Source organism: Rapidithrix thailandica (genome assembly GCF_039710355.1).
Lineage (GTDB): Bacteria > Bacteroidota > Bacteroidia > Cytophagales > Flammeovirgaceae > Rapidithrix > Rapidithrix thailandica.
In genome coordinates this window covers 355,134-373,726 of sequence record NZ_JBDKWZ010000003.1, presented here as the reverse complement: position 1 = coordinate 373,726, position 18,593 = coordinate 355,134, and the positions used below count along the sequence as shown (strand labels likewise).

Here is an 18,593-nt window from a genome sequence, read left to right as displayed (position 1 = left end):
TTGATGTTTCTATATGATAAACTGAACCTTTCCCCTCTCCTTTTCTCCTGTTTTGGAAAATTATATAAAACAATTCAAAAATGGTGTAACACGGCCCCTTTACTTATAAGCTAACTTTGTAACACATAAGTTAAAGAATTCAACACGCCATATCATTGGGAAATACAAGACCCGGGAAATGGATAAAAAATAGAAAGAACCATGGAAACTAAATTATTAGAAAAACCAACGCAAAAAGAAAGCTATCCGGTGGAAGGTATGACTTGTGCTTCTTGTGCCGTCAGCTTGGAAAAGCAACTATTACGGCAAAAAGGTGTAATAACAGCTAGCGTTAATTATCCTAACAAATCGGCCTATATCGAATACGATCCTAAGGAAGTATCGGAAAAAACATTACAAAAAATTTCCAAACAAATCGGGTACAGCCTCGATTTGGATAAACGGGTGGATACCCGTCAGAAGGAAGAGGAACGTCTGAAAGTGCTCAAACAAAAATTGATCACATCGGTCTTATTGACACTTCCTGTGTTTGTGATTTCAATGTTTATGCAAGGCAGCATCCCCTACGAAAATTGGGTGTTAATGCTCCTGACTTTACCGGTGCTGTTTTGGTCCGGAGGAGAATTTTTTCGCATCGCCTGGCAAAAAGCCAAACATCTCAATACCAACATGGATACCTTGGTTGCGTTGAGTACCGGAGTCGCATTTCTGTTTAGCTTGTTCAATACGGTTTATCCCCAGTTTTTTGAGCAACAAGGAATACCACCACATGTTTATTACGAATCGGCAGCAGTAATTGTCTCTTTGATTCTGTTAGGGAGATTTTTGGAAGAAAGGGCCAAAACAAAGACTTCTGCTTCTATTAAAAAGTTGATGGGATTGCGCCCTACTATGGTCACACTGGAGATAAATGGAGAAACTCAGGATATCTCTATTGAAGAGGTTCAAAAAGGAGACAGAATCATATTGCGCCCCGGAGATAAAGTTCCGGTGGACGGTAAAGTATTATCCGGGAAGTCCTATATCGATGAAAGTATGTTGACCGGTGAACCGCTCCCTGTAATGAAAGTAGAAGGAGATGCTGTAACCAGTGGTACCATTAATCAGGATGGAAGCCTTATATTTGAAGCGGAAAAAGTTGGCAATGAGACGTTTCTTGCACAAATGATTCGTCTGATCCAGGAAGCACAAGCTTCTAAGCCCCCTATTCAAAAACTTGTGGATAAAGTAGCGGGAGTATTTGTGCCGGTCGTGATTTTAGTTGCTATGGCAACGTTTTTCGCTTGGTATTTTTTGGGGCCTGAGCCTCCCATTACCTATGCTTTTCTCACATTAATTTCCGTACTGATCATCGCCTGTCCTTGTGCTCTGGGTTTAGCTACACCTACAGCCTTGATGGTGGGAATTGGAAAAGGAGCGGAAAACGGAATTTTGATTAAAAATGCGGAGAGCCTTGAAATTGCCCACCGGGTAGACACCTTGGTATTGGATAAGACGGGCACTATTACCGAAGGTAGGCCTAAAGTAGTGGAGGAATATTGGGCAAATGTGGAAAATAAAAACGAACTGGTTGCCATCTTGTCAAAAATGGAAGGGCAATCCAAACATCCACTGGCCCAGGCTGTTACTAATTATTTTGGAAAGGTAGGAAATGGCCCTGAACTGGAAGAGTTTGAAAATATAAGTGGAAGTGGGCTGAGAGCAAGTGTTTGGGGGGAAGGATATTTTGTCGGGAATGAAAAATTACTCACATCAAATGGTGTCGAAATACCGGTTGAACTCAAAACCAAAGCAGGGGAGTTATTGAAGAGAGCTGTCACCGTGATCTATTTTGCGAATCGAAAAAGTGCATTGGCTGTACTGGGCATAGCAGATAAAATCAAAGCGTCTTCGGTGGCTTCTGTACAAAAACTTCAAAAAATGGGCATAGAAGTAATCATGCTCACCGGAGATCAGGAAAACACGGCAAAAGAGGTGGCTCAACAAGTCGGGATTGACCATTATCAGGCTCAGGTGTTGCCACATGAAAAAGGGGCTTATGTCAAGCAATTGCAGGAGCAAGGCAAATGTGTCGCCATGGCGGGTGACGGAATTAACGATTCTCAGGCTTTGGCACAAGCAGACTTAGGGTTGGCTATGGCTTCCGGTTCAGACATTGCCATGGAGAGTGCCGGCATTACTCTGTTGCATTCGGATTTGCAACATATTGCCACTGCGATACAGCTTTCTCGCCAGACCTTACAAACCATCCGGTTGAATTTATTCTGGGCATTTATTTACAATGTATTGGCAATACCTGTCGCGGCAGGAGTATTGTTCCCGGTATTTCAATTTTTATTGAACCCTATGATTGCCGGAGCGGCTATGGCTATGAGTTCGGTTTCTGTTGTCACCAATAGCCTTCGCCTGAAAAAGAAAAAACTGATAGTGAATACTTGAACCCCGGAAATCTGTATTCAGCCTTGACTGAAAAAAATAACAATTTACTAAATCGTGAACCATTTAAATTCAAATCGTATGAAAACGTATAAATTCAAAACCAATATCAATTGTAGCAGTTGTGTAGCCAAAGTAACCCCTTTTATGGAGAAGTTGGATGGTATAAATTCCTGGAATGTAGATACGGCTAACCAAGACAAAGTACTGGAAGTCTCTTCCGATTCAGTGTCGGAAGGACAAATCATTGACAAGGTAAAGGAAGCCGGGTTTAAAATAGAACCTGCTAAAAAAGGTTTTCTGGATAACCTGTTTTAAAATAAGTCGTGAATTATTTGGGCAATTCAACTGTTTGGTAGTGAGTTGCCCATTTTTTATTGGATCATTTTTTTTAGATTGAATGTTGTTTAGTTTCTTTACTTGAAATTCCCTTCAGAAGGGGAACATGTTTAAAAATGAAACTTTGGTACTCTCTTATTATATAAGTGAACCCAACCAACTAAACCAGTATAAATGAAATTATCTAACGGACTTCTTTTAGCGCTTATCAGTTGGATGCTCCTTTCGGCTTGTAGTACGAAACAAACCTATCAGGAAAATTCAAGTACCGATAAACCCTTAAATAAATTAGTGTCTCAAGCCATTGCTTCGCATGGGGGAGAACGGTACGAAAGTTTTAGTTTAGCATTTGATTTTAGGGGTAAACATTACACGGCTTCCCGTAAGGGAGGATTGTACATTTATACCCGTGAATTTAAGGATAGTTTGGGTAATTCAATTATAGATAAGCTTGATAATGAGGGTTTTGTAAGAAGTATTAATGGAGAGAAATCCGAAATTCCGCAGGAAAAATCCTTGGCATACAGCAATTCCGTCAATTCGGTGATCTACTTTACTTTACTACCCTTTGGCCTTAATGATCCCGCTGTGAATACGGAAGACTTAGGTGTGGTGAATGTGAAAGGAGAGCCGTACCACAAAATAAAAATCACCTTTGACCAAGAAGGAGGGGGAACGGATTATGAAGACGAATATATCTATTGGGTACATCAACAAAAGCATACCGTAGACTTTCTAGCCTATTCGTATCATGTAAATGGAGGAGGAATCCGGTTCAGGGAAGCCATTAACCGTCAAACCATTCAGGGAATTATTTTTCAGGACTATATCAATTATAAACCTGACAATAAGGATATTGCAATCGAAAATATTGATCGCCTGTTTGAAGCCGGTGAGTTAAAAGAACTTTCCCGTATTGAAAATAAAAATATCGAATTGGAACTTACTTCCCAATAACCCTTTTTCCAAAATCGGAGAAAAAGCCTTTGTCTCGTTCATTGAGTGACAAAGGCTTTTTTGTGGCTATATGTTAACTTTTTTGTCAGAATGCCACCTTATTGGTCCAAAACCGTATATTTTATAGGAAAGTATTGAAATAAACCAAAAACCTAATCATATTTGGGTAGTCTTTAATTATTGCATATAAAATTTTATTTATCGAGTAAAAACTTGAAGAATTTCTATGTTATTATACATAAGTTGGAGATGCGAAAAAAGGGGGTTGGCACTATTTTCGATTGTTTTTACTCAAAATTCCCTCATTTATGATGAATATTTTTACCTATTTTTATATTGTACTTATCGTCAATTTTTTACAATTGGGCTTTATGACCTCTACTGTAGGACAGGATGAGGATGTAATTGCGAGTGCAAGAACGGCTATTAAACAAGGCAATGCAAAAAACTTGTCTTCTTATTTCAATGAATTGGTAGAATTGAATTTTGACGATGAAAAATCTAGCTATAGCAAAACCCAAGCGGAATTTGTATTAAAAGAATTTTTTAAAAAATATCCGGCGAAAGACTTCCGCTATATCCATAAGGGGGCTTCTAAAGAAGGATTGTTATATGCCATCGGGAAATATACATATGAGGGAGGTTCTTTCCGGGTGTACATCTTGGTCAAACAGATGAATGGCAAATACATTATTGATACCATTGATTTTGGGGAAGATTGATCTCTCTTATTGAATATTCGGAGACAATTTAACAATTATCGCATACTGAAGATAGGTAGACACTGAAATATATCAGTGTCTTTTTTTATTTTTGCCGCGTGAAACACAAATATTTAACTGATAGCGCAATAGAAACCTTTATCCAGGCAGCCCTGCAGGAAGACTTGGGCACGGGTCCTCAAGCCGGTGATCACTCTTCGTTGGCAGCTGTACCCGCGGATGCTCAAAAGTCTGCTCAACTTTTGGTAAAAGCCAATGGAATAGTGGCAGGAGTTGCTTTGGCAGAAAAAATATTTGCCTCTGTGGATAAAGAGTTGCAAATCGAGGTATTGGTACAGGATGGCTCTCCGGTGTATGTCGGAGATGTTGTCTTGACGGTAAGTGGGAATGCTCAAGCCATTCTCAAAGCAGAACGATTGATGTTGAACTGTATGCAACGGATGAGTGGGATTGCGACACTTACCCGGCGCATTGTAAACTTACTGCAAGGAACTGCCACGCAAATATTGGATACACGTAAAACGACTCCTAACTTTCGCATTCCTGAAAAATGGGCGGTAAGCATTGGCGGAGGGACCAACCATCGCTTTGGCTTATTTGATATGGTAATGCTCAAAGACAATCATATTGATTTTTCCGGGGGAATTACACAAGCAGTAGAAGCAACGGTAAATTACTTGCACAAGAAGGGGTTGGATTTAAAAATAGAAGTAGAAACCCGCAACCTGAAAGAAGTTCGAGAGGCTTTGGATATCGGAAAGGTAGATGTGATCATGTTGGATAATATGTCCAATGAGATGATGAAGGAAGCGGTACGGTTGATCGGAGGAAAATGCCAGACGGAAGCTTCAGGGGCTATCACTGAAGAGAGGGTAGAAGCGATTGCTCAATGCGGAGTGGATTTTATTTCTATGGGCGCTTTGACTCACTCAGCCGGTATCTTGGATTTAAGTCTGAAGGCATTATAATTTAAGCAAATGCTGGAAGAAAAAGTATTGATAAAGTGCGTCTCTTAGGCATACAGGATGTTAAATAAATATTTACGGAATGATTATTAAAACAAAAAAATACAAGCTGGATCCTAACAAGTATGTGATGTTGGGTTTGAAAACTGTGATGAAAGAGTATTGGTGGGCGTGGCTTGTGCCAGTAGCCATCATGTTTATTCCTCTATTTGCGGCTTCTGCTTTGTGGTGGTGCTTTGGTATTGCCTTAACCCTTTCTATCTTATACGTATTGTTCTGGTTGGTACAGTTTGCCGGGGCCTCCCAAATGGAGCAAAACAAGATATTGTTTCAAAAATTAGGATACGAAATTGACAGTCGTCAAGTGATGATCAAACTCAATGCCCGCCAAGGGATGCCTATCACCTGGGACAAGGTTCAAAAAGTAGAGAAAAGCAAAAAACATTATTTATTGGTCATTGCCAAAGGACAATTTGTTTATCTTCCTTTTGAGATTTTCCGTACGGAAAACGATCTCAAATTTATGGATACCATTCTTCGCAGAAAGAACTTATTGAAATAAATTCTGTTTTCCACCCTCTCTTTTTTGCTTCTTATGAAGAATGTCATTCTAGGCAAATAGGAGAGGGGTTGGCAAATACTCATTTTCACTAAAGGGTTGATTAAGAGTATATTACTTCTTTGACAAAGGAAAAGAAATGCTGATTCTGATAGATTTTTCTTATTTTTAAAGTAATCCTGTGAAATTTTTAGTTACAGGTAGGGCAAGAAAAACAAAATACTCCTAGCAAAATCACAGAGTACTTGAATAAATAGCTTGTCAACAATTTTTGTTAATTCTATAAAAGCGTTGAAGATTGACTGTATAGCGCATTAAGAAATCAGTCAAAAACAAATTTGAAGTAGCTCAACTCCTACATGGACACCAACTTACTGATAGTATTTATCTCCCTATTGTTTTCCGGCTTTTTCTCAGCGGTGGAGATAGCTTTTGTATCGGCTAACCGCCTCCATATCGCTGTACAAAAAGAGCAAGGCAAACTTATCGGACGGATTCTTTCGCATTTTGTCAGTAAACCTTCTTTTTTTATCGCCACTACTCTTTTGGGAAATACCATTGCACTGGTGGTATATGGTATCTTTATGGCGGCCATACTCGATCCGGTGATTGAGGGTTTTCTAACCCAACACTTTCCCGGTTTTGCGCATGGTACGGTACAGGTGATTACCTTGGCCATCCAAACCATCTTGGCTACCATCGTAGTGCTAGCTACCGCAGAGTTTTTGCCCAAAAGCATATCCTTGGCCAATCCCGATCAATTTTTGGCTTCTGCAGCCATTCCGATGAACATCATTTATACCATTAGTCATCCATTTGTATGGATCGTGGTAAAACTTTCAAAATTATTGATCACCAAAGTTTTCCGTTTGCCATACTCCGAGGATAGACCGGTATTTGGCCTGACGGATTTGAGCAACTATATCACCAACACCATTGTCAGTAATCCCGATGAAAGTAAAAGTTCCGATGCAGTGGACAAAGAGATTTTCAGCAATGCCTTGGAGTTCAAAACGATCAAGGTGCGCGACTGTATGATCCCGCGAAAGGAGATCATTGCAGTAGACATTGAAGACGAAATCCCCGAATTAAAAAATGCCTTTAGCGAAAGTGGCCATTCTAAAATTCCGGTGTATCAAGACTCTATTGACAATATCATTGGGTATTGCCACTCTCTGGCATTGTTTAAAAATCCCAAGTCTATAAAAGATATTATTACCGATATCGTCATCGTTCCGGAAACGATGCCGGCAAACGAATTGATGATTCGCTTTATCTCCGAGCATAAAAGTATGGCCTTGATTGTGGATGAATTCGGGGGGACTTCCGGTATCGTGACAATTGAAGATATTATGGAAGAGATTTTTGGTGAGATTGAAGATGAGTACGATGAAGACGAACTGGAAATCAGAAAACTCGATGAAAATCGCTACGAACTAAATGCTCGTTTTGAGATTGATTACCTGAATGAACAAGAGAATTTTTACTTTCCGGAAGGGGACTACGATACCTTGGGAGGGTACATCCTTTCTATCAAAAATGATATTCCGAACATTGGAGATGTAGTGGAAAACAATCAATACAAGTTCATCATCAAATCGATGGAAGATGCTCGTATCGACTTGGTGGAAATGGAGATCAAAGCTTCCTTAAAAACCGAAAGTTGATCCACAAAAAAAAGGAAAGCTTGTACTTTCCTTCCTTCAATCCCTCATCCTTCAATCCCTCAAGCCTTCTTCTTTTAGTTGCTCAGTTGTCTGAACTGATCCCAAACGGAGTCTTGAGGAACCCGTGCATCGATCAGACAGGGTTCCTTTTTCACCGGGTGAATAAAGGATAGCTTACGCGCATGTAAGTGGATAAAACCACCCCTGTTTTTTTCCGAATAGCCGTATTTAATATCTCCTTTAATCGGACAACCGATTTTAGCCAGTTGCGCTCTGATTTGATGTGGTCGTCCTGTGGTAGGGTTTACTTGTAACAAGTAATAACTTCCCACCTTGCCTAAAATTTTATAATGCAACTCTGCCTTTTGCGCCTTTCCGCTAGGGCGTGTATAAGCTTTCGTAATATTTTTTGAGGGATCTTTGATCAAATAATGGGTAATGGTATCTTCATCTTCCGGTGGGCGTTTATGCACAACTGCCCAGTAGGTTTTATCTACATCCCGGTTTTGGAAAAGTTTGTTCATCCTTTCCAAGGCTTTGGAAGTACGGGCAAAGACTACGACCCCACTCACCGGGCGGTCCAGGCGGTGAATCACCCCACAAAATACCTGACCGGGTTTATTGTATTTTCGCTTGATGTATTTTTTTACCATTTCAGACAACGGCTCATCTCCTGTGCTGTCCCCTTGCACTAACAAACCGCTAGGCTTGTTCACTGCGATCAAATGGTTATCCTCATAAAGTACCTGAAATGGCTGCATAACTTTTTATATTTATAAGTTTAGAACTACAAAAGTACAGGAAATCCCAAGGAAAGGGATGCGGAACTTGAAAAAAATGACCGGAGTACATTTCTGCTTTGACCGAATGAAATTTCAACGGATTCAGCATATTTTGCTGCTATTGTGAACAAAAAAAGACTTTAAAGTAAATATTTTATGAATCGGAAAAGCTATATTATTTTTTGAGCGGAAAATTTTACTAATTTCGACCGGATGAAGGTACTCAAGGTGGAACATATACGTAATGACGAGCAACTTTGGCGAGCTTTTAAACAGGGGGATAAAAACGCCCTGTCGGAAATTTATTACGCGCAATATGAGTATCTTTTTAATTACGGATTAAAAATTTCCCGGGAAGAGGATTTGGTGAAGGATTGTATCCATGAGCTTTTTTGCGAACTGATCCGTAAAAAACAAAATTTGGGAAATACGGATAGTATCCGGTTTTACCTGTTCAAAGCCTTCAAGCGAAAGCTCCTCAAAGAAATTAGAAAAGGCAGCAAATTGGTCTCTTCGGAAAGCACTCTACAAGAGAACCATGATTTTTCCGTGGAGTTTTCTTTTGAAGAGCAATTGATCCGCCAAGAAATGTCCGAAGCGCAGCAGCAGAAGCTTAAACACGAACTGGGAAATCTCTCCAAGAGGCAAAAAGAAGTCATCTTTCTAAAATTTTATGCGGATCTCAGTAATCAACAGATAGGGGAAGTCATGGCTTTGAACGACCAATCTGTGCGCTCTTTGTTATACAAAACTCTAAAAAAATTAAAAGAACTTATGCTGCTTTTCTTCTTTTTATCATTTGCTGACTAGTTTTGTGTTTGATTGATTTTCAATGAGTTGTATAATAAATTGGAAAGAGTCAATATTTTTTTAAAAAAAAATCAAAAAAAATTACCTACAAAGTCACCCTCACCCTCTTTTTACTATTAGAGAAGTTTACGAAAACGGCCTGATTTTATTTTCAATGAACAAATGCATCGTTCCGGATATCGGTGTAGGAAAAATACAATGAATGGCAGACGTAAACCTGAATTTACTAACGACTATTTCATGACGAAATATTTCATTCGAATATGAACGATGAAAGAATGACTGCAGAAGATCTGGTTTTGGACGAGAAGTTCAGGCGCTGGGTAGAAGCTGCCGATACTACTTATGAAGTGTATTGGCAGGAGCGAATGGCTAGAGGGGAGGTGGAGCCGGCTGAACTGGATCGCGCCAGATTGCTGTTGAAGTCGTTACAAGTAAAAAACAAACAGGTACGCAAAGATGAGTTGGATGCCGGATGGAAACGTTTGGAGCGTTATTATCAATTAGCCCAAATGCCATCTGCCAGACAAAGAAATATAACCTTTTGGCCCAAAATGCTGGTTGCTGCCAGCGTGGTTTTGCTCATCTGCGTAGGAATTTACTTTTCCAATACCCTTTCAATCGAAGAAGAAACGCCTGCCATCACCTACATCGAAAAAGTAATCCCTAAAGGTCAGAAAGTTATTTTAACTTTACCTGACAGCACAATTGTGCACCTTAACAGCGAAAGCAGAATCAAATTCCCCCAAGGCTTTACCAAACAACTCAGAGAAGTGGAGCTGGAAGGAGAAGCCTATTTTGAAGTGCAAAAGGACCCTGCACGCCCCTTTGTGGTAAAGAGTAAATATCTACAAGCAAAGGTATTAGGGACCGCTTTTAATTTTAAAGCCTTTCCGGAAGAAAAACAAGTGAGGGTTGCCTTGGTAGAAGGGAAACTACAAGTATCAGACAGTTTAGTGGCTACAGGCCATTCTATGATACTTTCACCTACGGATATGGCTGTATTTGATATTCGGAAGAAAACTTTACAAAAATCAGGTTTTGACCTACAGGAAGAAATCGGTTGGAAAGATGGGCAATTGGCATTCCGTAAAGCCTCTTTTCAAGAAATTATTCATCGCTTGGAACGCTGGTATGGGGTAGAAATAGAAGTGAACAGAGTTCCTGATATACAGGGTTTTACAGGGGATTTTGCCCGGCAAAGTCTTGATGATGTATTAGAAGGGATTAGCTATGCCATTCCTTTCGATTTCCAGATTAATAAGCAAAAAGTAACGATTACAGTAAAATAAAAATCTACTGAAAAGGAAACAAGCAAATTAAAATTATTGGGAAAGTTTACAATGAAATGAGTGGAGAAATCTGCTGATACTTTCCCTTGTATGTGTCAAAACTTACAAGTTAGTAAAATAACTGTTGAATCAACGGAAACAAACCATTATCGGAAATGAAGTATAAGCTTTTTTATACTTAAAAATAAGTGTATATAACAATGTGTACCAGATGCAGCTATGCTTGGCGTGTCGTCTGAAAGAAAAAAACCGGTCATACAGATTGTACCACCGGTTTTTAGCCCCTGGTATACCCAAAAATTGGCCTGAGTAGGGTATACAGGGGATTTAGAAAATCAAATTAATAATTGTACTAAACCCTAAAGGTATGAAAACAAATTTACCCAGACAACTGCTGCTTATGTCTAAGTATCTACTGTATGGAATTATTTTACAGGTATTTTTAGCAAACATGTTGATTGCTAAGACTGTCACTGCACAGAACAAAAGCTGGAATGAAATCATTGTCAGCCTGAATGTGGAAAATGAATCCCTGGCCAAAGTATTCTCCAGGTTAGAAAACAAAACCGGGCTAAAATTTGCCTATGAGCATGGCCGGGTGAACTTGAATGCCTTGGTGAGCACATCTGCTCACAACAACACCTTGGCAGAGTTACTTACGGATATTTCCAGAAATACAGGTTTGAAATTCAAGCGGGTGAACAATAGCATTTTTGTGAATAAACGAGGAAATGCCACTGTGCCTGTCATTGAAGAAGTAGTAGAGGAAAGGATCATAACCGGGTCGGTAAAAGATGAGAAAGGACAGCCGTTGCCAGGAGTAAATATTGTGGTGAAAGGAACAAGCAATGGTACCATTACCGATATGGACGGAAAGTTCAAACTCTCTGTTCCGGAAAATGCCAGCATTGTATTTAGTTCTGTAGGGTATTTGCCTAAAGAGGTTGCCTTGGGTGAAAGTACAAGCCTTCAAATTCAACTGATGCCCGATGTACAAACCTTGAATGAGGTAGTGGTAACCGCTTTGGGAATTGTAAAGGAAAAAAAGCGGATTGGTTATGCCGTGCAGGAAATTGGAGGAGAATCACTGCAAAAATCCAAAGCGCCTAATGTGATGGAGGCACTAACCGGTAAAGCCGCAGGAGTAACTGTAGCGAATACCAATGAATTTTTTGGGGACCCCAAAATATTTGTCAGGGGGAAAACACCATTGATTGTTGTGGACGGAGTGCCCGTATCGACTGATTTATGGAACATTAGCTCGGATGATATTGAAAACATCACCGTACTAAAAGGGCCTACAGCGGCAGCATTATATGGAGCTGCCGGTAAAGACGGTGCTATTCAAATTACAATGAAAAAAGGAGCCGGTAAGGAAAATAAAACAACATTTGATTTTAACTCAAATACAACCTTTCAGACTTCATTTATCCGTATTGCCCGTGCTCAAACGCAGTACGGCCCAGGTTCCGGAGGAAAATATGCCTATAAAGATGGGAGAGGCGGTGGAATCAATGACAGTGATTACTCTATTTGGGGACCAAAATTTGATCCGAATGTACTGATCCCTCAATATGACAGCCCGATTGATTCCGAAACCGGCGAAAGAATTCCCACACCTTGGGTTTCCAGAGGAGAAGATAATTTGGGAAACTTCTTACAAACCGGAATGGTCTCGACTAACAATATTACCATTACCAACAGTGGTAAACACGGGTCATTTGTCTTTTCAGATACTTACAAAAGACAAAAAGGAGTAATTCCGAACTCCAAACTGGATATTAATACATTACGCCTTACCGGCATGTTGAATCTTACGGATAAGCTTAGTCTAGAGTCTTCATTACAATATAATTATCAACATACTCCCAATATACCACGGAGTAATTATGGCCCTCATAGTCCGATTTACTTAATGAGTATTTGGGGAGGAGCACACTGGGATATTCGGGATATGCGCGATTATTGGGTGGAAGGAAAGGAAGGGATCGAGCAAAAATTTGTGGAAAGCTGGCGGTATAACAACCCCTACTTCTTGGCATACGAATGGCAAAAGGCATATACAAGGCATAGCATTATAGCTTATGGCAAAATCAATTATAAGTTTAATGATAAGTGGAGTGTTTTTTTCAGAAGCCATATCAATACTCATAATACCATCAGGGAAGAAAAAATGCCGGTATCTGCCTATGGCTACTCTGCTCCTGACCGGGGAGGGAGATACAATCAGCAACATTATACTACGACAGTTCTGAATAATGACTTCCTGATCAATTTTGAGGATAAGTTTTTGGGTGATCAGTTGGAGGTAAAAGCCTCTCTAGGGGGAAATATGAAAATTCAAAATTACAAATATTCCAGTGCCTCTACTTCCAAGTTGGTGGTGCCCGGAGTGTACAAATTGAGTAACTCAACAGAAAAAGTGGTTCCCTACAGTTCCCTGGAGAAATTCGGAGTATATAGTGGCTATGCATATGTGGATTTGGGTTATAAAAATATGTTGTTTTTAAGCTTAACAGGTCGTATAGACAAATCCTCTACCTTACCGAAGCAAAATGATACCTTCTTCTATCCATCGGCTTCTTTGAGTACAATGGTTAGCAATATGGTTCAGCTTCCCGAGGCGGTTACTTATTTGAAAGTAAGAGGAGCTTATGCCAATGTCGGAGGAGACCGGTTAGGAAATGATATATATTTTACCTCCAATGCCTATTCAACCGGAGAGTTATACAGAAACACTCCTTATGCATCTTCTAATTCTGACTTAATTGATCCCAATATCAAACCCTCATTTAGCTCTTCTTATGATGTTGGGCTGGAATTAGGCCTCTTGAATAATCGCCTGGAGTTTGATGTGACTTATTATACCATGATCGATGGACCTCAGATTTATAAAAAATATTTTTCTACATCTACCGGTTACAACAGTATTATCCAAAATGGGCGGAAAACAAAACGCTATGGCTTGGAACTGACTTTGAAAGCCAAGCCGATTGTAAAGGAAGATTTTTCCTGGTCAATTTTGGCAAATTATGATCGCAGTAGAGAGGTACTCCATGAATTACCCAACGGAGAAACCAAAGAAGGCCGGAGGAATATTGGTGACCGGGTAGATGATTACTGGTATTATCAATGGCAAAAAACGCCTGAGGGTGATTTGATCATTGGCGGCAATGGTTTACCCGTTCGTACAAAATACAAGTATTTGGCGGGTTATTATAAGCCGGATTGGTCCTTTAGTGTTTCCAATACCTTTCATTATAAAAACTTCGCCCTTTCATTTCTGTTTGATGGCCGTATCGGAGGTTTTTTGTTTGACGTAATCGAAAGGGATTTATGGAGGTCCGGTTCCCATCCGGATGCAATTCACCCTGAAAGAGAGCTTGGCAACCAAGGAGAAAAGGCTGTGCTGGTGGAAGGAAAGGTAGTAGTAAGTGGAGAAGCAACCTATGACGATGAAGGTAATTTACTTTCAGATACCAGGGAGTATGCTGATAATGAGACGATGGTGTATTACCAGAGTTGGGCTAAAAACTACAAAGCGGATTGGCCAAGTGTAGGGGTTTCTAAAACCTTTGTGAAGTTAAGAGAACTTACCTTGACGTATACGTTACCGCAATCTGTCTTGGGTAAAACTTTTATTAACTCAGCACAAGTCTCCTTTGTAGCCCGCAACTTATGGTATTGGACTAAAGACGATACCTTCTTGGACTTGGACACTTTCACCATGGGAGGTAGGTCTAGCTCTCCGGACGAAGGCGAATTGCAATTGCCTTCCATGAGAACTTTTGGATTTAATGTAAACTTAAAATTCTAACAGATCTCCATGATAAACTCTATAAAAACAACGATATCCGCCATTACAATCGTAACACTTTTGAGTGGTTGTTTGGATTTTGAAGAATTACGAGTCAACCCCAATGATCCGTCTTCTGTCGCCCCTAGTTTATTATTGACAGAAGTTCTTCCCAGGCCATCCGGGGCATGGGGTAGCACATTTGAATATGCCCAATACTGCCTGTTTGTACATGCAGATTCTCGCACACTGGATTATGATGCGTATGAATGGACACAACCCGGTTTCAGTTATGGTCGCTTACGGAATATTTCCAAAATGGAATCAGAAGCGGAAAAAGTAAATGCTCCGGCCTATCTCGCATTGGCGAAGTTTTTAAAAGCCTATACATTTATCGAAATGGCCAGAAGGCATGGCGATATACCAATGAGTGAGACATTGATGGCAGAAGAGGGAGTGTTTGAACCCGTTTATGACACTCAGAAACAAGTGTTTGTTCGCTCCTTGAACCTGTTGAATGAAGCAAATGCCGATTTGGCAAATTTGATTCAAAACAGCCCGGGATTGACAGTAGATGGTGATGTTTATTTTAATGGTGATTTGAAACAATGGCAAAAGATAATTAATGCTTATACCTTGAGAATCCTGATTACCCTGAGTGCCAAAGAGGAAGATACCGATTTGAAAGTTAAAGAGCGTTTTGCCGCGATTGTGAATAATCCTGCTCAGTATCCACTTTTAGAAGGCTTGGAGGACAATATGCAATTGACGCATAAAGATGAAGATGGCTTTCGCTATAGTTTAAATCCTAATAATGCCTCGACCATTGATGGTAAAGTATTGGGCAAAACGTATGTGGAGATGTTGAAAAAATATGAGGACCCACGATTATTTAAAGTAGCTGACCCGACTCCTGCTTCTTTAGAGGCAGACCCGGATGCCGCTTCCAAATTCGAGTCGTATATAGGGGTGGATATCTCTAAAAATAATACCGATTTGATTAATCAAAAATCAGCGGGTAACGTGTCTAAGCCTAATAATGCCAGGTATGTGAATCATAAAGGTGAACCGAGTATCTTCTTAGGTTATGTAGAACAAGAGTTGACCATTGCCGAGGCTATTCACCGGGGGTGGTTCAATGGAGATGCTAAAATGCATTTCGATAATGGTGTGAAGGCATCCATGAAGTTTTATGGTGTGGGCGAAGCCGATATTGCAGCGTATCTCTCAGGGTGGGCAGCGTATAAGACGGGAGAAGAAGGATTGGTTCAACTGTTGGAACAAAAATACATTGCTTATTCTCAAAACTCCGGATGGGAAGCCTTTTTTACCCAGCGTAGAACTGGCATTCCGAGTTTTGATGTTTCCGTTGAAAATTCACGTTCGGGACAGATTCCGGTTAGATGGAGGTACCCACACAGTGAATCTCAGTATAATAAAACCAATCTAACCGAAGCCCTCAACAGGCAATTTGGAGGGCCAGTAGACGATGTGTTAAACCCTCTCTGGCATCTTCAATAAAATATTGATAAATCCAATAGTTACGCTTCGACTCAACTAACCAACATAACTCAAGTAAACTAATTTACATTGGAAAAGCCGCTGCCTTAGGTACCGGCTTTTTTTGTTTCTTTTTCCCGCCCTGAAATAGGTTGACAGTATGCTGACTGATGATGATAAGGAAAATTCAGGGAGGGGGAAAAACCGGGAAAAGTGCCATTGCAGATAAAAAAAGCCTGCTATTAAGTGTCTTTTGCCATATATTCTAACCTTTTTGCAAGATTATTATCCCCTCCTTTCCTACAAAATTTGCCAACTTGCCTGCTTAAAAAAATACGACAAGGTACTTTTAGAAAGAGTTGTACTTGGATACGGTTCATTGTTTTATGGTGAAGCAGATACGGACTGGTTTCCGAACAACAAAAACGCTTTCTTGTCCTCACCTTGGTTAACTTCAAGAAGATAAGATGTTCAAAACTTTTATAAATTACTAACCCCGAGTACTTTTCAATGAAGTGGTTTCAACGTATAGTCTTTGACCGAAGATGGAATCAAAACCGGCTCATCAAGGCACTTTTTGAAGAGAATAGCCAAAGCTATTGTTGCAAAAAAGTAACACAGAGGAGGCGTTTTTGAAACATTTTTCAGGAAAAAGAAAAAGTTTAATTCACTTCAATATCTTCAGGAGCTATTACAAGATCAAATAGCTAAATTTCAATAACTTTAACAGATGGTACATCCCCTTTTATTATTCATAATATCTCTCAAATTAATAACCTATGAGAAAACTTCTATGCTCTTTACTGTTTGTGTTGACGGCCTTGCAAGCTTGTCAAAAATACTCCGATCAAGCCCGGATTGAGCAAAGCCTGGTGTTTGAATATGTGGACCCTTTGGAAAAAGTGTTTCCCGAAACTGCGTATTTTCAGAAACAAAAAGCCCATGCGGATGTGGCTCGGGGGGAACACGCCTCCTTTCAATTGGTGGTTCGCTCACCCTTCCCGGTGGAGGAGTTACAGCTTGTGTTGACTCCTTTTCAAAATGGGGAATATACGCTTTCGGAAATGAAGACAGGCTTTGTCGAATTCGTACGGGTAGGAAGGCCTGCTCCGGACCCGGCCAAAGACCGTTTGCAGCCTCTATCCGGTTACTATCCCGATCCGATTGTGGAAAAAGATACGATTACACTGCCTGCCAACAAAACCCAACCGATATGGGTCTCGGTAAATATTCCGAAAGAAACAGCCACTGGTGTGTACCATAGTACCGCTCAATTGAAAGGAAAGGTTGCCGGACAGGAGTTTACCCTGGAAAAGCCATTGGAAATCGAAGTATTCAACCCTGTAATCGATAAAACACGCTTGTGGGTCACCAATTGGTACTCACTGGAGAAATTAAAGTGGATGAACGAGGGCAAAGAAGTGGAGAAGTACAGCGATACATATTGGGCCTTGGTAAAGCAACTGGCCAGGAAGATGGCCGATTATCGGCAGAATGTGGCCCTTATTCGCCCCTTGGACTTAACCGGCTACAACAGAGAGGAGAAGCAGTGGCAATTTGACTTCACGAACTTCAACAAGATGGTTGAACTCTTTATCGAAGAAGGAGTGGTAGGCCGGATCGAGGGAGGGCATATCGGTAGTCGTCTGGGCAATTGGTCCAGTGATTTTGGTGTGTTTGTTCCTCAAAAGAAAGACGGGGAATGGGAGTTGGTGAATACCCCCTTTCACGAAGCGGAGGCCCGGGAATTTTATCAACAATTTATGCCTGCCTTGGTGGATAACCTGAAAAACAAAGGTTGGTACGACAGCTATTTGCAACATATAGCCGATGAGCCTATCGAATCCAATTTCAACTCCTATGTACAGATTGCCAAGTTTGTCAAAAAACAGGTGCCCGATATCAAAATTATTGAAGCTTGCCATACGCATAACCTGGAAAATACAGTGGATGTATGGGTGCCTCAGCTTAACTTTATGCACCAGAGTTATGATTTTTACCAAGAGCGGGCCGAGGCCGGAGACGAAATATGGTATTACACCTGCCTGGCTCCTCAAGGCAATTATGCCAACCGCTTTATCGAGTTACCCTTGATCAAAACCCGGATTTTGCACTGGATCAATTTCAAGTATGATATTCCCGGTTACTTACATTGGGGGTTGAATTTTTGGGATGAAAACCAAGACCCTTACGGAGAAACTTCGGGCATCATTATCGAGTCGGGTAATACCCTGCCAGGCGGAGATGCCTGGATTGTATACCCCAACCAGGGAGCGGTGTATTCTTCCATCCGCCTGGAAGCCATGCGCGATGGCATTGTGGATCATGAATTGTTGAAAATGTTTGAAGAAAAATATCCGGAAGAGGCTCGTGAACTGGCCCGGCAGGTAGTCTACCGCTTCGACCACTACGATACCAGTATTCCCGGGTTCAGAGAAAAACGCAGAAAGATTTTAGAGCGACTGAGTGAGTAGCGGGTATAGAGGAACTGTATTTCTGAAAGAATATCTAATCCTACTCTACCTTTATTTATTGTTCGTTTTTGTATTTACTTTTTTGGAATGGAGGTTGTCCGAAAAATCAGTATATAAGCACAAAGACACAATGGCAGCAAGATTTATTCATACATAACTTACTGTAAAATAATTAGTTATAATTATTTTTATTTTGAGATCTTCGTGATATTTTATGCTCTTTTGGCTTTTTGGACAGCCTCTCATTGTTAATTGCGAATGTAACCAAGAGGGAGAAACCTACTTTACAAATTC

The 18,593-nt window shown here is 40.4% G+C and carries 13 protein-coding genes; 12 read left to right on the top strand and 1 reads right to left on the bottom strand.

The genetic code is table 11. The features are described 5' to 3' along the window. The first annotated feature begins 201 nt into the window (after positions 1 to 201). The 7 genes from AAG747_RS07160 to AAG747_RS07130 all read left to right on the top strand — a co-directional run bounded on the left by AAG747_RS07160 (position 202) and on the right by AAG747_RS07130 (position 7,645). Positions 202 to 2,439 carry a heavy metal translocating P-type ATPase gene (locus AAG747_RS07160; RefSeq protein WP_346820466.1) on the top strand — a complete coding sequence of 746 codons (2,238 nt, stop codon included), beginning with the start codon at positions 202 to 204 and terminating at the stop codon, positions 2,437 to 2,439. Positions 2,440 to 2,517: 78 nt separating this feature from the next. After that, the gene (locus AAG747_RS07155; RefSeq protein ID WP_346820465.1) at positions 2,518 to 2,754 is read left to right on the top strand and encodes a heavy-metal-associated domain-containing protein; all 237 of its coding nucleotides are present in this window, start codon (positions 2,518 to 2,520) and stop codon (positions 2,752 to 2,754) included. A gap of 195 nt (positions 2,755 to 2,949) precedes the next feature. Further along, positions 2,950 to 3,732: a DUF6503 family protein gene (locus AAG747_RS07150; protein WP_346820464.1), complete on the top strand. Its 783-nt coding sequence runs from the start codon at positions 2,950 to 2,952 to the stop codon at positions 3,730 to 3,732. Positions 3,733 to 4,040: 308 nt separating this feature from the next. Then, the gene (locus AAG747_RS07145; RefSeq protein WP_346820463.1) at positions 4,041 to 4,454 is read left to right on the top strand and encodes a DUF4783 domain-containing protein; all 414 of its coding nucleotides are present in this window, start codon (positions 4,041 to 4,043) and stop codon (positions 4,452 to 4,454) included. A 98-nt stretch (positions 4,455 to 4,552) separates the two neighbouring features. Beyond that, on the top strand, positions 4,553 to 5,422 hold the full coding sequence (nadC, locus tag AAG747_RS07140; RefSeq protein ID WP_346820462.1) for a carboxylating nicotinate-nucleotide diphosphorylase: 870 nt from the start codon (positions 4,553 to 4,555) through the stop codon (positions 5,420 to 5,422). A gap of 79 nt (positions 5,423 to 5,501) precedes the next feature. After that, complete coding sequence (locus tag AAG747_RS07135) at positions 5,502 to 5,981, top strand: YcxB family protein (RefSeq protein ID WP_346820461.1); 480 nt, start codon at positions 5,502 to 5,504, stop codon at positions 5,979 to 5,981. A 356-nt stretch (positions 5,982 to 6,337) separates the two neighbouring features. Continuing rightward, positions 6,338 to 7,645 (top strand): hemolysin family protein, encoded by a 1,308-nt coding sequence (locus AAG747_RS07130; protein ID WP_346820460.1) that lies wholly within the window; start codon positions 6,338 to 6,340, stop codon positions 7,643 to 7,645. A gap of 74 nt (positions 7,646 to 7,719) precedes the next feature. Here the strand turns inward: AAG747_RS07130 and AAG747_RS07125 are convergent, their stop codons facing one another. Continuing rightward, a complete protein-coding gene (locus AAG747_RS07125; protein WP_346820459.1) occupies positions 7,720 to 8,406 on the bottom strand; it encodes an RluA family pseudouridine synthase in 687 nt (228 codons plus the stop codon). 234 nt (positions 8,407 to 8,640) lie between these two features. On the opposite strand from AAG747_RS07125, the gene AAG747_RS07120 reads away from it, so the two are divergent. From AAG747_RS07120 to AAG747_RS07100, 5 genes are all read left to right on the top strand, one after another. Further along, positions 8,641 to 9,237, top strand: coding sequence for an RNA polymerase sigma factor (locus tag AAG747_RS07120; RefSeq protein WP_346820458.1), 597 nt, complete (start codon positions 8,641 to 8,643; stop codon positions 9,235 to 9,237). Between the two features lie 278 nt (positions 9,238 to 9,515). Further along, a complete protein-coding gene (locus AAG747_RS07115) occupies positions 9,516 to 10,529 on the top strand; it encodes a FecR family protein (RefSeq protein WP_346820457.1) in 1,014 nt (337 codons plus the stop codon). Between the two features lie 367 nt (positions 10,530 to 10,896). Further along, positions 10,897 to 14,346: a SusC/RagA family TonB-linked outer membrane protein gene (locus tag AAG747_RS07110; RefSeq protein WP_346820456.1), complete on the top strand. Its 3,450-nt coding sequence runs from the start codon at positions 10,897 to 10,899 to the stop codon at positions 14,344 to 14,346. 9 nt (positions 14,347 to 14,355) lie between these two features. Next, positions 14,356 to 15,846: a SusD/RagB family nutrient-binding outer membrane lipoprotein gene (locus tag AAG747_RS07105; RefSeq protein WP_346820455.1), complete on the top strand. Its 1,491-nt coding sequence runs from the start codon at positions 14,356 to 14,358 to the stop codon at positions 15,844 to 15,846. A gap of 758 nt (positions 15,847 to 16,604) precedes the next feature. Further along, positions 16,605 to 18,299 carry a DUF4091 domain-containing protein gene (locus AAG747_RS07100; protein WP_346820454.1) on the top strand — a complete coding sequence of 565 codons (1,695 nt, stop codon included), beginning with the start codon at positions 16,605 to 16,607 and terminating at the stop codon, positions 18,297 to 18,299. The last annotated feature ends 294 nt before the right edge of the window (positions 18,300 to 18,593 follow it).

Bases quoted from the DNA above. Each gene is read 5' to 3' on its own strand.
- AAG747_RS07155 (WP_346820465.1), top strand. From the start codon at position 2,518: ATGAAAACGTATAAATTCAAAACCAATATCAATTGTAGCAGTTGTGTA.
- AAG747_RS07125 (WP_346820459.1), bottom strand. From the start codon at position 8,406: ATGCAGCCATTTCAGGTACTTTATGAGGATAACCATTTGATCGCAGTG.
- AAG747_RS07160 (WP_346820466.1), top strand. From the start codon at position 202: ATGGAAACTAAATTATTAGAAAAACCAACGCAAAAAGAAAGCTATCCG.
- AAG747_RS07130 (WP_346820460.1), top strand. From the start codon at position 6,338: ATGGACACCAACTTACTGATAGTATTTATCTCCCTATTGTTTTCCGGC.
- AAG747_RS07150 (WP_346820464.1), top strand. From the start codon at position 2,950: ATGAAATTATCTAACGGACTTCTTTTAGCGCTTATCAGTTGGATGCTC.
- AAG747_RS07100 (WP_346820454.1), top strand. From the start codon at position 16,605: ATGAGAAAACTTCTATGCTCTTTACTGTTTGTGTTGACGGCCTTGCAA.
- AAG747_RS07105 (WP_346820455.1), top strand. From the start codon at position 14,356: ATGATAAACTCTATAAAAACAACGATATCCGCCATTACAATCGTAACA.
- AAG747_RS07110 (WP_346820456.1), top strand. From the start codon at position 10,897: ATGAAAACAAATTTACCCAGACAACTGCTGCTTATGTCTAAGTATCTA.
- AAG747_RS07145 (WP_346820463.1), top strand. From the start codon at position 4,041: ATGATGAATATTTTTACCTATTTTTATATTGTACTTATCGTCAATTTT.
- AAG747_RS07135 (WP_346820461.1), top strand. From the start codon at position 5,502: ATGATTATTAAAACAAAAAAATACAAGCTGGATCCTAACAAGTATGTG.
- AAG747_RS07120 (WP_346820458.1), top strand. From the start codon at position 8,641: ATGAAGGTACTCAAGGTGGAACATATACGTAATGACGAGCAACTTTGG.
- AAG747_RS07115 (WP_346820457.1), top strand. From the start codon at position 9,516: ATGACTGCAGAAGATCTGGTTTTGGACGAGAAGTTCAGGCGCTGGGTA.